General features: G+C 64.4%; 15 protein-coding genes and 1 pseudogene. 10 read left to right on the forward strand and 6 right to left on the reverse strand.

What is annotated here, in order from left to right:
• Positions 1–16 precede the first annotated feature (16 nt).
• The 3 genes from VLT15_09055 (at position 17) to VLT15_09065 (ending at position 2923) form a co-directional block, all read left to right on the forward strand.
• A complete protein-coding gene (locus VLT15_09055; GenBank protein HSR45363.1) occupies positions 17–916 on the forward strand; it encodes a metal ABC transporter substrate-binding protein in 900 nt (299 codons plus the stop codon).
• Positions 913–1737 carry a zinc ABC transporter permease AztB gene (gene aztB / locus VLT15_09060; GenBank protein HSR45364.1) on the forward strand — a complete coding sequence of 275 codons (825 nt, stop codon included), beginning with the start codon at positions 913–915 and terminating at the stop codon, positions 1735–1737. Before VLT15_09055 ends, aztB begins: the two co-directional genes overlap by 4 nt.
• 67 nt (positions 1738–1804) lie before the next feature.
• On the forward strand, positions 1805–2923 hold the full coding sequence (locus VLT15_09065; GenBank protein ID HSR45365.1) for an LCP family protein: 1119 nt from the start codon (positions 1805–1807) through the stop codon (positions 2921–2923).
• A gap of 2 nt (positions 2924–2925) precedes the next feature.
• Here the strand turns inward: VLT15_09065 and VLT15_09070 are convergent, their stop codons facing one another.
• Complete coding sequence (locus VLT15_09070) at positions 2926–3585, reverse strand: DUF3159 domain-containing protein (protein HSR45366.1); 660 nt, start codon at positions 3583–3585, stop codon at positions 2926–2928.
• Between the two features lie 46 nt (positions 3586–3631).
• On the opposite strand from VLT15_09070, the gene VLT15_09075 reads away from it, so the two are divergent.
• Positions 3632–4525 carry an ROK family protein gene (locus tag VLT15_09075; protein HSR45367.1) on the forward strand — a complete coding sequence of 298 codons (894 nt, stop codon included), beginning with the start codon at positions 3632–3634 and terminating at the stop codon, positions 4523–4525.
• 56 nt (positions 4526–4581) lie between these two features.
• Here VLT15_09075 and VLT15_09080 read toward each other — a convergent pair whose 3' ends face one another.
• Both VLT15_09080 and purB read right to left on the reverse strand, forming a co-directional pair.
• Positions 4582–4845 (reverse strand): PLD nuclease N-terminal domain-containing protein, encoded by a 264-nt coding sequence (locus tag VLT15_09080; protein HSR45368.1) that lies wholly within the window; start codon positions 4843–4845, stop codon positions 4582–4584.
• 18 nt (positions 4846–4863) lie between these two features.
• On the reverse strand, positions 4864–6189 hold the full coding sequence (gene purB, locus VLT15_09085; protein HSR45369.1) for an adenylosuccinate lyase: 1326 nt from the start codon (positions 6187–6189) through the stop codon (positions 4864–4866).
• Between the two features lie 193 nt (positions 6190–6382).
• Between purB and VLT15_09090 the strand changes: the two are divergent.
• The 4 genes and pseudogenes from VLT15_09090 to VLT15_09105 all read left to right on the forward strand — a co-directional run bounded on the left by VLT15_09090 (position 6383) and on the right by VLT15_09105 (position 9153).
• Positions 6383–6685: pseudogene (locus VLT15_09090) on the forward strand (YbjQ family protein).
• Between the two features lie 117 nt (positions 6686–6802).
• A complete protein-coding gene (locus VLT15_09095; protein ID HSR45370.1) occupies positions 6803–7279 on the forward strand; it encodes a heavy metal-binding domain-containing protein in 477 nt (158 codons plus the stop codon).
• A 6-nt stretch (positions 7280–7285) separates the two neighbouring features.
• Positions 7286–7975, forward strand: a complete 690-nt coding sequence (locus VLT15_09100) for a PrsW family glutamic-type intramembrane protease (protein HSR45371.1) — start codon at positions 7286–7288, stop codon at positions 7973–7975.
• Positions 7972–9153, forward strand: a complete 1182-nt coding sequence (locus VLT15_09105; GenBank protein HSR45372.1) for a crosslink repair DNA glycosylase YcaQ family protein — start codon at positions 7972–7974, stop codon at positions 9151–9153. Before VLT15_09100 ends, VLT15_09105 begins: the two co-directional genes overlap by 4 nt.
• A gap of 41 nt (positions 9154–9194) precedes the next feature.
• Here VLT15_09105 and purE read toward each other — a convergent pair whose 3' ends face one another.
• From purE to VLT15_09120, 3 genes are all read right to left on the reverse strand, one after another.
• On the reverse strand, positions 9195–9653 hold the full coding sequence (purE, locus tag VLT15_09110; GenBank protein ID HSR45373.1) for a 5-(carboxyamino)imidazole ribonucleotide mutase: 459 nt from the start codon (positions 9651–9653) through the stop codon (positions 9195–9197).
• A gap of 176 nt (positions 9654–9829) precedes the next feature.
• Entirely contained in the window at positions 9830–11086 is a 1257-nt protein-coding gene (purD, locus tag VLT15_09115; protein ID HSR45374.1) for a phosphoribosylamine--glycine ligase, read from the reverse strand.
• Positions 11083–12357: an adenylosuccinate synthase gene (locus tag VLT15_09120; GenBank protein HSR45375.1), complete on the reverse strand. Its 1275-nt coding sequence runs from the start codon at positions 12355–12357 to the stop codon at positions 11083–11085. The genes purD and VLT15_09120 overlap by 4 nt, the downstream gene beginning before the upstream one ends.
• A 95-nt stretch (positions 12358–12452) precedes the next feature.
• Here VLT15_09120 and VLT15_09125 point away from each other — a divergent pair, with 95 nt between their 5' ends.
• Positions 12453–13061, forward strand: a complete 609-nt coding sequence (locus tag VLT15_09125; GenBank protein ID HSR45376.1) for a TetR/AcrR family transcriptional regulator — start codon at positions 12453–12455, stop codon at positions 13059–13061.
• Positions 13061–14263: an amidohydrolase family protein gene (locus VLT15_09130; GenBank protein ID HSR45377.1), complete on the forward strand. Its 1203-nt coding sequence runs from the start codon at positions 13061–13063 to the stop codon at positions 14261–14263. Before VLT15_09125 ends, VLT15_09130 begins: the two co-directional genes overlap by 1 nt.
• Positions 14264–14266 lie beyond the last annotated feature (3 nt).

Below are 14266 nucleotides of genomic sequence, written 5' to 3' on the forward strand. Positions count from 1 at the left end.
GTACCGTAGAATGATTATGAGAACAACTCTCATTCTCATGTTGCTCGGGCCGGTGATGATGGTGTCTTCCGGCTGTTCGGCGAGTGACGAAGGAGGTTCCCTTCCGGCCGTCGTGGTGACGACTTCAATTCTGGGAGACGTTGTCACCAATGTCGTAAACGGCGGCGCAGAGGTCCAGGTGATAATGCCGATCGGAGCCGATCCCCACGACTTCGAACCCTCGGCACGGCAAGTGGCCGCCATCAGGTCCGCCGACTTGATAGTCGCCAACGGCCTCGACCTCGAAGAGGGCCTCTCAGAGGTTCTCTCTGCTGCGGTGGAAGACGGCGCCGACCTGCTCGAGATCGGTCCTGATGTCGATCCGCTTCCTCTCGAGGGTTCCGGCGCTTTCGATCCCCATGTCTGGCTCGACCCGATCCGGATGGTGAACGCGGTCGACTTGCTCGTGAAAGCCCTGGAAGATCTGAACGGTTCGATCGACTGGGCGGGTCGGGCCGCGCCCTACCGCCAGGAGTTGCTCGAAACCGACTCATCGATACGCGATAGCCTGGCCTTCATCCCAGGCGATTCGCGAGTCTTGTTCACAGGTCACCAGGCGTTCGGCTACTTCGCCGACCGGTACGACTTCGAAGTCACTGCGACGATTCTCCCCGGGGCGACCACGATGATCGAACCGAGCGCGGCGAGCTTCGCCGAGGTCGTCGAGGCGCTCGAGGAGTCGTCGGCTCCCGCCGTGTTCACAGACCGGGGGGAGAGCCAGGCGCTGGCGGAACAGTTGATCGAGGAGGTGAGCCGGGAGGTCGTGCTGGTGCAGCTGTACACGGGCTCGCTGGGTGGGCCGGGATCGGGTGCCGAGACATACATCGACATGATGAACTGGAATGCCGAGGCGATCGCGGAAGTGTTCTCGCCGTGAGCTGGCTGACAGAACCATTCTCGAACGACTTCATGATGCAGGCGCTGCTGGCCGGTGTTCTCGCCGTCGTCACCACCTCGCTCATCGGCACCTGGGTGGTCCTGCGCGGCTTGAGTTTCATGGGCGACGCGATGGCTCACGGTGTGCTGCCCGGCATCGCCCTGGCGTTCGTGTGGGGTTTCGACCTCACCATCGGTGCGGTCCTGAGCGCGTTGATCATGATTGCCGGCATCGAGTACGTGCACCGGCGTGCCCGGCTCAGCGAAGACACGGCCATCGGGCTCTTGTTCGTGGGGATGCTCGCTCTCGGCGTGATCATCATGTCGAGAGCCCAGTCATTTGCCGGCAGCCTGACGGGATTCCTGTTCGGGAACATCCTCGCCGTCGGTCGATCGGACCTGCTGATTCAGGCAGTCGCCGCGGGTGTGACTGCGCTGGCGGTTGCCGTCTTCTATCGCCCCTTCCTGGTCCTGTCCTTCAACGAGGACAAGGCGGAAGTTCTCGGCCTGCGGCCGCGCCTGGCGCACTCCGTGATGCTGGCGTTGCTGACTCTCGCCATAGTCACGTCTTTTCGCGTGGTGGGCAATCTGCTCGTTTTCGGACTGCTGGTCGCACCTGCCGCATCGGCCTCACTGATCGTACGGCGCGTCCCGACGATGATGATCACCGCGGTGGCTATTGGTGTGGCAACCGTGGCGGGAGGTTTGCTGCTGACCTGGCACGCCGATACTGCCGCCGGGGCCAGCATCGCAGGTGCGTCCGTTGCCGTGTTCTTCCTCGTCCTGATTACCCGCCAGGTCGTCGAAGCGGTTCGCCGTTGATCATCGGTCGATGTGCCGCACTTCTCCTGTGCGTCTACCATCTAGCACTCCCGCTTCGAAGTTCCGCATGACCCCATCGCGAACAACCCGCATCCTGCTTTCCGTCGCCTCCGGCCTCTTGTTCGTCGTGGTCGTTGCCGGCCTCCGCGTCGGAATGGCCTACTGGTCGATCGATCGAGACGAGTTCGATCCCGATGCCGCCCGGGACCGTATCGATGCTGCCGGGGCGGATGTTTCCCGGGGCGGCGAATCAGATGCGGACGGTACCGGGTCGGATTCCGATCCCCCCTTCCTTGCCGACCTGGATTTCGAAATCGCAGACGACGGCCTGTCTCCGGAGAAGCCCGATGCCGGGGAGACCGTCGTGCTGCCCGACATGAGCAGCCCTCCGCTGCCGGACGGGATGTTCACCGCCTATACGCTGATCGGTGCCGACCTCAGCGGCTACCTGGCCGACACCATCATCCTGGTACTGCTGCCGTCCGACGGTTCTGTGCCCATCCTTGCCAGCCTCCCGAGAGATCTGTACCTGCCCACCCCCTGTGGTGGTTCGTACTCACGAATCAACTCGACGCTCGGTGGGTGCAAAGGCGTTGCCTCGGGACCCGAACTCCTCTCGCTGACCATCGAGGATTTCACCGGCATCTCCGTCGACCACTTCGCGATGGTCGGATTCTCCGGTTTCACCCAGATAATCGATGTGCTCGGCGGCGTTCAGGTCTGCGTCGACTATCCGACCAGGGACATCAAGGCCGGGTTGGACATAGAGGCCGGCTGCACACAGGCCGACGGAGCTACGACTCTCGCCTGGGTCCGGTCGCGACAACCGGAGCAGTTGGTCGACGGTGAATGGGGTCGGGTCACCGGAGCCAGTGACTTCTCACGGCAGAGCCATCAGCACGATGTTCTCATGCAGTTGTTCTCGAGGATGACCTCGTTCGGGTCCTTGACCTCTCTCGGTGAGGTTGCCCAGCAGGTCGCCAGTTCGACCCGGCTCGACAGTGCCTTTTCCATCGGCGATGCCGTGTCTCTGGCCTGGTCATATCGGAATGTAGATTCGTCCAGCCTCAAGATCGTCCGGCTCTCCTACGAGGACTACCGCACCGCAGACGGAGCCCAGGTGCTGCTCCCGTCGATCAAGTTCGCCGAAGCTCTGGCCAAGGTGTATCCGGCCGTCTCCGGCTGACGTCAGAAACCCGCCTGCTGTCCCTCCCAGGGGGCCGGGGCGCCGGATTCGAACTCTGCAACCGAAGGTCCGGCCAGGGACCGGAGGAACCGCCGGCCGAGCGTGTAGGAAAAGATCAGGAGAGCCAGCAAGGCGGGCCACCCTGCGACGGTCCGGAAGGCGACCGCCCATCCGGTGGCGTCGATCGTCAGCCACTGACCTGTTGTCTTCAGCGCGAAGAAGGCCAGCCAGATCCAGGAGACCCTGGTGTATGCCGGCCGCACCTGCGGATGCCAGTACCAGCCGATCGGCCAGTCCCGGGCGAGCCAGCTGGTCCACGCTACGAAGGGCCGCCGGATCGTGATGCTGATGAGTATCGCCAACGTCGTCGCAGCTCCGCCGGCGATGGTCGGGATGAAGAACCCATCAGGACCCCACCACGCTGCCGCCGTTGCCGCGATGACGACCCCCGCAAGCCCGGCGAGGGCAAACTTCAGAGACCGGCCCATCGCCAGTCGTCCCGCAACGATCATCAGGGCAGAGAGGACGGCCAGAGCCGCCGCCCAAGACGTTCCGATCGTGGCGTTGCCGATACCGAATACCAGCGGCGGAACGATTCCGTCGACAATCGAGGCGCGACCCAGTACGACCGTACGCATTTCGGCGAGAATCTCTGAAGCCATGTTCTGAGGGTAGGTGACCCCGGCCCATATCAGTAGAGTCCGCCGCATGCGCATCGGAGTTGATCTCGGCGGGACGAAGATCGAGGCGGCTGCTCTCGACGATTCCGGACGGGTGGTAGCCCGATACCGGCTGCCGACACCGGCGCCCGACTACCGGCAGATAGTCGGCACGATCGCCGAACTCGTGGAGCGGCTCGAGAGCGAACTCGGGGGAGCGGAGAGCGTCGGTATCGGTCACCCCGGGTCCATTTCACCAGCCTCCGGCTTGATAAAGAACTCCAACTCGACGGTGCTGCTCGGACGAGCACTCGATCAGGACCTGGAAGCGGCTCTGGGGCGCCCGGTTCGCCTTGCGAACGACGCAAACTGCTTCGCTCTCTCCGAAGCAGTGGATGGTGCGGCCGCAGGAAGCTCTCCCGTTTTCGGAACGATTCTCGGGACGGGCGTCGGCGGCGGGGTGGTGATAGACGGGCGTCTGGTGGGCGGCCCAAATGCCATCGCCGGCGAGTGGGGTCACAACCCGCTTCCGCCCAATGCCGCAGGTCCCGTGGCGCGGCTGAAGTGTTACTGCGGCAAGACGGGGTGCATCGAGAAGTACCTCTCTGGTCCGGGTTTGGCCGCCGATCATGCCCGGGCGACGGGCGAGCGCGTCGATCCCCCCGAGATCGTCCGTGCTGCTCTGCGGGGCGAGGCGGAGGCGGCCGCTTCGCTGGATCGTTACATCGAGAGACTCGCCGCCGGACTGGCGGTCGTCATCAATATCCTCGACCCGGAGGTGATCGTTCTCGGCGGAGGCCTCTCGAACGTCGATGCACTCTACGACGAGGTGCCGGAAAGGTGGGGTGACTACGTGTTCAGCGACCGGGTCGACACGCGAATCGTCAAGAACCTCCACGGCGACTCGAGCGGCGTCCGCGGTGCCGCCTGGCTCTGGCACTGAAGAGGTTCTGGGTTTCGGGTTCGAGTGGTCATGCTCGGACCGGAACCCAGGACCCCCTACTTCTCCCGCCCGGCCATGATGTAGAAGATCAGCCCTATGAGGGGAGCGAATGCCACGACGAGGATCCACAGGACCTTCGTGCCGGTTGACTTTCCCTGAGACCCGACGATATCGACGACGGCCCAGATGATCACGATGAGGTGGATCAGGCCGAAGAAGCCACTGTAGGTATTGGGCCGCAGCGCCTTCGGGAAGGGACTGCACGCCGCCAGAGTCATCGAGGCCGCCGCCAGGCTGAGCGCATACTTGTATGTCTTCACCCGTCCGAGGCTAGCGAATTACGACGAACTGCGTCCGACCCGCTGGGCGGTCGGCTCGAGATCCTCCAACCGTTCAAATACGACTCCCGCGTTGCGCAGGAAACGCTCGGGAGAGAAACACCCGGCGAGGACTTCGGAGGTGAGGTTCACTTCCTCGTCGGCGGCCAGGAGTTCCTGAAGTTCGGCGCTCTCCTCCCAGCAGCGCATGGCGTTGCGCTGGACTATCCGGTAGGCCTCATCGCGGGTCTTGCCCGCTTCGATGAGGCTCAGCAACACGGCCTGGCTGTAGACCAGGCCGTGCGTGGCGGCCAGGTTCGCCCTCATGCGGTCGGCCTCGACCACCAGACCGTCGATCAGATCGTTGAACTTGACCAGCATGTAGTCGAGGGCGAGGCAAGCGTCCGGAAGCACGACCCGCTCCGCGGATGAGTGGCTGATGTCGCGTTCGTGCCAGAGAGCAACGTTCTCGAGACCGACCTGTGCGTAGCCGCGCAGCAGCCTCGCCATGCCCGTCATCCGCTCGGACAGAATCGGGTTTCGTTTGTGCGGCATCGCCGAAGACCCCTTCTGTCCCTTCCCGAAGGATTCGCGTGCCTCACCGACCTCGCTGCGCTGCAGGTGTCTGATTTCGGTAGCGAAGCGCTCGATCGATGCCCCGGTCAGAGCGATTGCCTGAAGGAACTCGGCGTGACGGTCGCGCGGCGTGACCTGTGACGAGGCCGGCTCCGGGAGCAACCCCAGACGGTCACAGACGTACTTCTCGACGCTGGGCGGCGTGTGCGCGTAGGTGCCGACCGCTCCGCTCATCTTGCCGACGGCGACGGCTTCCCTGGCGCGGCGCATTCTGGTCAGATCTCTATCGACCTCGAATGCCCAGGTGGCCAGTTTCAAGCCGAACGTGGTCGGCTCGGCCCAGATTCCGTGAGTTCGCCCGAGCATCAGAGTGTCGCGATGCGCGAGGGCCTTTCGCTTGATCGTCTCGAACAGGGCGTGGATGCGGCCGATCAGCAGATCCGCCGCGGAGGCCATCCGGGCGCCTCCGGCGGTGTCGAGAACGTCGGAGGACGTGAGTCCGTAATGCACCCATTCACCGCCGCTTCCGGCCGATTCCGCAAGGAGGTCGACGAAAGCTGCCATGTCGTGATTGGTTGTCTTCTCGCGTTCGTCGACGTCGACCGCACGGACCGGTGGTGCGGCTCGAACGGCCTGGGCGGCGCCTGCGGGGGCCACTCCGAGGTCGGCCCAGGCCTCGACGACCAGGGCCTCGACCTCCTGCCAGATCTCGAACTTGCGGTCCTCCGACCAGATGGCGGACATCTCCGGGAGCGAGTAGCGCGGAATCATGAGGCCATGATCGCACACCGGGCCGATCCTCCGCCCTCTCAACTCCGATGCGTGGCCGCCTTCCCGATCGGCCTCGCACCGGCCCTTACGGAACGGGTCGCGCGCGAGCAGTCGCTGCACAACGCTCGAAGCACCGGCTGCCCGACGGGAATCAGTTAAGGTTGCCCGAACGTTGCGTTAGCGAAGGATCCACATGATCGTTGTCAATACCGAGACGATTCCCGGCCACGAGATCGTCGAGGTCAAGGGACTGGTACAGGGAAACACGATACGGGCCAAGCATCTCGGAAGGGACATCACCGCCAGCCTCAAGAACCTGGTCGGTGGTGAGCTGACTCAATACACGGAGTTGCTCACCGAGTCGCGCCGCCAGGCAGTCGAGCGGATGATTCAGCAAGCTCAGCAGCTCGGGGCCGACGCCGTAGTGAACGTGCGGTTCACTACCTCGTCGATCGCAGCGGGCGCGGCGGAACTGTACGCCTATGGAACGGCCGTCAACTTGGTCCGGGTCCCGTCTCCGGGGGTGGCACAAGCTGCCTCGGCTCCGGCAGAGCCGCCCCGCGGCGCAGGCGGGGTGGGTTCTGCTCCACCGCCTCCTCCAGTGGTGGGCTGAATGGAAGTCGTCCTCCAGCTGGCGGTTCCGTTGGTGGTGGTCGTCTCGCTGCTGCTGCTCGGATCAACTGTCGGCCGCAGCAGAGAGCGCCGGCACTTCGCCGAGCTCGATAGGCGTGAAGAGGCCAACAGAGGTTTCGTGCTGACCGACCTCAGGACGGTCCCGGTCGGTATGGCGCCGGGGGGTGCAGCCCTCGTGACCGGGGCAACGGTGATCGCCGCCGACTATCTCAAGACGTTTCTGTCGGGATTCCGCATGATCTTCGGCGGCGAGATGCGCTCCTACACGCCGATGATCGAGAGGGCTCGTCGTGAAGCCCGCCTCCGCATGGTGGAGGACGCCCGTCGCGTGGGGGCCATGGCCGTGATCAACGTCAGGTTCGAGACGTCTCCGATCGCCCTCAACTCGGGTCGCAACACGGCCCCGATGGCCGAGATCCTCTGTTACGGAACGGCGCTGCTTCCGGCGGATCGCTGAGTGCCGATGGAGCGGGCACAGGGAGAAGAGCCACAACCCGTCCACCGCGCCGAGGTGCCGGGCGGGGAGAGCTATTGGGAGGCGACCGGGGAAGAACCGGCGCTGCGATGGACCGGGCGGACCGATCTGCCCACCTTCTCCTCGATCTACTCGGCCCGCAGACTCGCAACCCCCACGGCGCGTCGATGGGTCGCCGTGGGCGTCGCAGTCGTCGTGGCGGGCCCTTTTGCGATCCTTGGTGCGCTGGTCGGCGCCGGCGGCACGATCGGGTTCGGCCTGCTGCTCGCGGCGATCACGATCGGTCCTCTGGTCGAAGAGGTGCTCAAAGCTTCCGGTGCGCTCTATCTCGCCGAGCAGCGTCCCTGGCTCGTGCCGGCCGGATGGGTGCTGCCGCTGACTGCGTTGGCGGCAGGCCTGGTTTTCGCCGCCATCGAGAACTCCGTCTACTTGAACGTCTACATCGCCGACCCGACTCCCGAGATCATCAGATGGAGATGGATTGCCGGACCGTTGCTGCACGGTGGTGCGTCGTTGATCGCAGGTTTGGGTGTCCGCAGGATGTGGACGATCACCGATCGAGATCTCACCGCACCGCGGATCAGGCACGCGGCTCCCTATCTGATCGCGGCGGTCGCCGTACACGGGCTCTACAACCTGACGGTCACGCTGCTCGAACTGACGGATGTCATCTTTTGAGGAGCCTCAGTTCCGCGCAGGCTCGGCGAACGGCGCTCGCCGCCCAGGGGTTCGGGGGGCGCCGCCGGAGCGAGCGAGTCGACGTGCGCCATGTCAGAAGGCTGTTTCGCCTGGTCTCACTCGTTCAGATCGACTCGGTCAACGTGACCGTGCGCGCCCACTACATGCCTCTCTTCTCCCGCTTCGGGCCGTACGCAACCGACCTGATGGACGAGTACGCCTACAAGCGAAGGGAGGCATTCGAGTACTGGGGCCACGAGGCGTCCTTTCTGCCGGTCGAGCGCTATCCGCTGATGCGGTTCCGCATGGGTGCGATTCGTCCCTGGCAGCCGGTTCGGGCCCTGAACGAGGAGCACCCCGACTACATGAGGCAGGTGTTCGAAGAAGTCGTCGAGTTCGGCCCGATCACCGTCTCGGATCTCGCAGATCCCGGCAAACGCACGGGCCCGTGGTGGGGATACGGGAAGGGAAAGATTGCGCTCGAATGGCTGTTCGCGACCGGCAAGGTGGCGATTGCCGACCGACTCAACTTCACCCGCTACTACGACCTCCCCGAGCGGGTCCTGCCGGCCGGGGTGCTCGACGTCGAGCCCCCCGGGAAGGAGGAGGCGCAGCGGCAGCTCCTTCTGCTGTCCGCACAAGCGGCGGGAGTGGCGACCGCCGCCGACCTCGCCGACTACTACCGCATCCGCATGCCTGATGCGCGGCCCCGCCTCGGGGAGTTGGTCGAGTCGGGAGCCCTCGTAGAAGTGAGTGTCGAAGGGTGGGACAAACCGGCCTACATGCTGCCGGGGACCAAAGTCCCACGATCGTTTGGCGCCAGGGCACTGGTCAGTCCGTTCGACTCGCTCATCTGGTTCAGAGAACGAACCGAGAGGCTCTTCGATTTCCACTACCGGATCGAGATCTACGTTCCGGAGGCCCAGCGGAGGTTCGGCTACTACGTCTACCCCTTCCTGCTCGGCGATGAACTGGTCGGCCGGGTCGACCTGAAGGCGGACCGAGCTGCCGGCAGACTGCTGGTCAAAGGGTCGTTTGCGGAAGGCGGCCGGGATCCGGTCGGGATTGCGCTCGAGCTGGCCGAGGAGCTACACCTCATGGCCGGCTGGCTCGACCTCGAGGAGGTAGAAGTGGCGAGGAACGGCGATCTCGCCGACCTGCTGCGGAAGATGATCTGACCGTCTCGGGCCGGATACCCGGGACCCTCGATACCCGGGGTCTAACCGTCCAGCGTCTGCCGTCGCAACTCATCCCGGTACTGTCTCAACCCTGCCCCGAGTCTCGCGTCGCTCAAGGCGAGGATTGCCACCGCCAGCAAGGCGGCATTGGTCGCACCGTCGATGGCGACGGTTGCCACCGGGATGCCCGTCGGCATCTGCACGGTGGCGAGGAGAGCATCCATGCCGTCCAGTGACGCCGAGAGCGGTACCCCGATGACGGGAAGAGTTGTCTTGGCCGCCATGACGCCTGCCAGATGGGCGGCCTTGCCGGCCCCGGCAATGATCACCGAGTAGGTGTCCGAGGCCTTCGATGCGAATTCGAGGGCATCGTCGGGCGTCTTGTGGGCAGACAGGACGCGCATGTCCCAACCGACATCGAATAGATCGAGGGTGTCGGCGGCCTTCTGCATGGTGGGCCGGTCTTTGCCTGATCCCATCACGATTGCCACACGCGCCATGACGACTGCTCCCTTTTCGTATTCCACGGATTCATCTTCTTCGGATCCTCCCTCTCTGGCAAACCGGAGGGCGGTCTGTGCCGACGCAGTAGGCAGCTTCCGGTTTCCACCCCGCCGTGCCGGGCGGTGGGGTTCGGGCGGATGAATCAGGGGGCCGATCGCCGATTGCTTCCGGCCTATTTCGCGATATCCCTGCGGTACTGCATGCCGTCGAACGCGATCTTCCCGGCGGCGGCATAGGCGCGAGCGCGGGCGCTCTCTGCGTCGGGTCCGGTTCCCACCACGTTGAGCACACGCCCACCGGCGGTTGCCAGCCGGCCCTGGTGCATTGCGGTCCCGGCATGGAAGATGATGACACCCTCTTCTCGTGCCGCCGCCTCAACACCCGTGATCGGGTCGCCTTTGCGCGGTGCCTCGGGATATCCACTCGCGGCCAGAACCACGTCCACCGCAGTCCCGTCGTGCCAGCTGATCGATCGCCCGCTCAGGGTCCCGTCGAGTGCGGCAAGCAGCAGTTCCAGGAGATCGTCGCTCATGCGCGGCAGTACGGCCTGTGCCTCGGGATCACCGAGGCGGCAGTTGAACTCGAGCACCCTGGGTCCGTCCCCGGTCAGTACGAGCCCGACGTAGATGAAGCCGACGTATGGAGTGCCGTCGGACGCCAGTGTCCGCAGCACGGGGTCGATCACCCCGGAGAGGACGTGTTCGACGAGTCCGTCCGGAAGGTCCGCGACCGGCGAATAGCAGCCCATTCCCCCCGTGTTCGGCCCGGAGCCGCCGTCGGCCAGCCGCTTGTAGTCCCTGGCCGGTTCCAGGGGTAGGGCGGTGGTGCCGTCACAGATGGCGAACACGCTCAGCTCGGGTCCGTCCAGGTAATCCTCGATGATGACCGTGTTCCCGGCTGTGCCGAACCCGCCCTCGAGGCATCTATCGACCCACGCTTCGGCCTCGGTTCGGTCATCCGTGACCAGCACGCCTTTTCCGGCGGCCAGCCCGTCGGCCTTTACGACGTACGGTCCGGCATTGCCGGCAAGGTAGGCGAGGGCAGGTTCCCGATCGGTGAAGGACTGCCAGGATGCGGTCGCCACCCCGGCCCGGTCCATGATCTCCTTGGCGAACTTCTTCGAACCCTCCAACCGGGCCGCGGCCCGCGTGGGTCCGAAGGCCGGGACTCCCTTTTGCCTGAGGGCGTCCACGATGCCGGCGACCAGAGGTGCCTCCGGACCGACGATGACGAGATCGACCTGCTCTGCCGCGGCCACATGAGCGACCGCACCAACGTCGGCAGGGTCGATTCCTTCGATTATTCCGCCGAGTTCGGCCAGTCCGGGATTGCCGGGCAGCGAGATGAGCTCGTGGACGAGCGGGCTCTGCGTCATCATCCAGCCGAGGGCGTGTTCCCTGCCGCCTCCTCCAATGAGGAGGACTTTCACGTTCGCTCCACCAGCTGGCTGCGCTCCGGTCCCACCGATACCCAGCGGACCGGTACTCCGATCGTGTCCTCGATGAAATCTACGTAGTCCCGGGCCTCCGGGGGCAGATCGCCGCTGGAGCGGGCGCCCGTGATGTCCGTGTTCCAGCCGGGGAACTCCTCGTAGACGGGGGTGCAGTTGTAGAGGACCCGTTGCTGGCGCGGGAACTCGTCGTACCGTTCGCCGAGCGACGTATATCCGACCGCAACCTTGATGGTTTCGAAATGTGAGAGCACGTCGAGCTTGGTGAGGAACAGGTCCGTGAGGCCGTTGACCCGCACCGCGTAGCGCAGCGCCACCAGGTCCAGCCAGCCGCATCGACGGCGCCGTCCGGTCACGGTTCCGTATTCACCGCCGATGTCGACCATGCGATCACCGATCTCGTCGGAGAGTTCGGTGGGGAAGGGGCCCGTGCCCACCCGGGAGATGTAGGCCTTGGCGATGCCGACCACGCGGTGGAGATCCTTTGGTCCGATGCCGACGCCGGTGAGCACGCCGCCGGCGGTGGGGCTCGACGACGTGACGAAGGGATAGGTGCCGTGGTCGATATCGAGCAGCGTGCCCTGGGCGCCTTCGAAGATGACCTCCTTGCCGTCGCGGATCGCTTCCCACAACAGCAAAGAGGTATCTGTGACAAGCGGCAACAACCGCTCCGCGTACGCCAGGTATTCATCGGCGATGGGATCGGGATCGATCGGGAGCTGGTTGTAGACGCGGGTCAGGAGCTTGTTCTTGTCCTCGAGCGCCACTTCGAGCTTCTCCCGGAATATCTTCGGGTCGAAGAGGTCCTGCACCCTGATTCCCTGGCGGGCGAACTTGTCGGTATAGGCAGGCCCGATGCCCTTCTTGGTCGTTCCGATCTGACTGCGCCCGAGGAAGCGCTCCATCACGGCATCGAGTTTGCGGTGGTAGGGCATTATCAGGTGAGCATTGGACGAGATACGGAGCCTGCCGGTGTCGATTCCTTTCGTTGCCAGCATGTCGATCTCGGCCAGCAGAACCCTGGGGTCCACCACCATCCCGGAAGCAATCACCGGGACGACTTGCGGATACATGACCCCGCTCGGGATCAGCGACAGGGCGAGCTTCTGGTCGCCCACGATGATCGTATGGCCGGCGTTGTTGCCGCCCTGATAGCGGACGACGTAGTCCGCCTTTTCGGAGAAGTAGTCGGTGACCCGACCCTTCCCCTCATCTCCCCACTGAGCTCCCAGAACTGCCGTGGCGGGCATGGATCCTCCTCGTGAGCCGCCGCAGTCATCGTAGCGACGTGATCCGACCGGGCAGATAAACAGGATGCCACGTACACTGTGTCGCTGGAGGGACGATGCCGAGAATTCGCGCAAGCAACATCGAAGAACACAAAGAACTGACTCGCGTCCAGATACTGGAAGCAGCTCAGGACCTCTTCAGCGAGCACGGCTACCAAGACACTTCGCTCGGCGACATAGCCGCCTTCGTCGGCATAGGTCGCACCACTCTCTATGAGTACTTCAAGGACAAGGAAGACCTGCTGGCCTCGCTCGTCGACGAAACCCTTCCGGAAGTGTTCAAGGAGATGGCCGAGCAACTCGACACGTCCGATTCCTTCCTCGACCAGCTCGCCGATCTGGCGGTTCGGCTCACCGAGTGGGTGGTCACGGACCCGACGCTGGGATTGTTGCTCCACCGAGAGGTACCTCGCCTCTCCGACACGACGCAGGAACGTATTCGCGTTGCCCACGAGAACCTGTCGAAGGAGTACGCGCGGATCTACCGGGGTGGTGTCATGGGCGGCGAGATGCGTCCTCTGCCGTGGGACCTGGCCGGCAGATTCGTTCAGGATGTCGTGATGTCGGCTTCGAAGGTCCTGCTCGATTCCGAGGACCCGCAGAAGCGGATGCGCGAGGTCTGCGATGCCATGGTCGACTTCCTCAAGAACGGCATCGGGACCTGATGCCGCGCACCGTCTTCAGCGGCGGCGCCCTATTCGACGGAACCGGTGCACCGATCACAGCCGCCGATGTCGTGGTCGACGACGGCCGGATTGTGGAGGTTGGTGCGAACCTCGACGCAGACGCGGAGATCGACTGCTCGAACAAGACTCTCCTGCCAGGACTCTTCGATGCCCATGTTCATCTGGCAATCAGCCACATCAACCTGTGGAAGCACATCCAGACCCCCTTCTCCTACCGTTTCTATGAGGCCATTCACAATCTGGCCGCCACCGTCCGGGCAGGAGTCACGGCCGTCCGGGATGCAGGCGGCGCCGATCTGGGTATGAAGGAAGCCGTGCAGAACGGCTTGGTTCTCGGCCCGCGGATGCAGATCTCGCTTGCGATGCTGAGCCAGACCGGTGGTCACGGCGACGGCTGGCTGGCGTCCGGCGCCGAAGCCGAGCTTCTCCCTTCGTATCCGGGCATTCCTTCAACCGTCGTGGATGGGCCCGAGGAGATGCGCCGGGCGGTGCGCGAGCTCGTGAGAGCCGGTGCCGATGTGATCAAAGTTGCCACGTCGGGAGGCGTGCTGTCGCCGCGCGACGAGCCAACTCACGCCCATTTCAGTCCCGAGGAACTGGCGATGCTCACGGCCGAGGCCCGAGCAGCCGGCATCTGGGTCATGGCGCACGCACAGGCAACCGACGGTATCAAGAACGCCGTTCGAGCCGGCATCCGATCGATCGATCACGGCATCTATCTCGACGAAGAAGCCGTTGAGATGATGATCGAGCACGGAACCTACCTGGTCCCCACTCTGGTCGCGCCGAGAGGAGTGACCCGTGCGGTGGCGGCGGGTGCGCAGGTTCCGGAGGCATCGATCCGCAAAGCCGAAGAGGTCGTCGAGGCCCACATGGAATCGTTCCGCCGAGCCGTGCAGGCAGGGGTCAAGATCGCAATGGGCACGGACTCCGGCGTCACTCCCCATGGAGAGAACCTGAAGGAACTGACCCTGATGGTCGAAGGGGGAATGACGCCACTCGAGGCCCTGACCGCGACGACGAAGACGGCCGCCGAGCTGATGGGATTGGATGCCGATCTCGGCACCGTGGAAACGGGCAAGCTGGCCGATCTCGTGGTGGTGGAGGGCGATCCATTCGACTTCGACACGCTGGGGGAAAGGGTCGAGCAAGTGTGGATTGGCGGCTCCCGGGTGGTGTGAGGA

Source organism: Acidimicrobiia bacterium, from assembly GCA_035471805.1.
Classification (GTDB): Bacteria; Actinomycetota; Acidimicrobiia; order Spongiisociales; family JAHEDJ01; genus JAHEDJ01.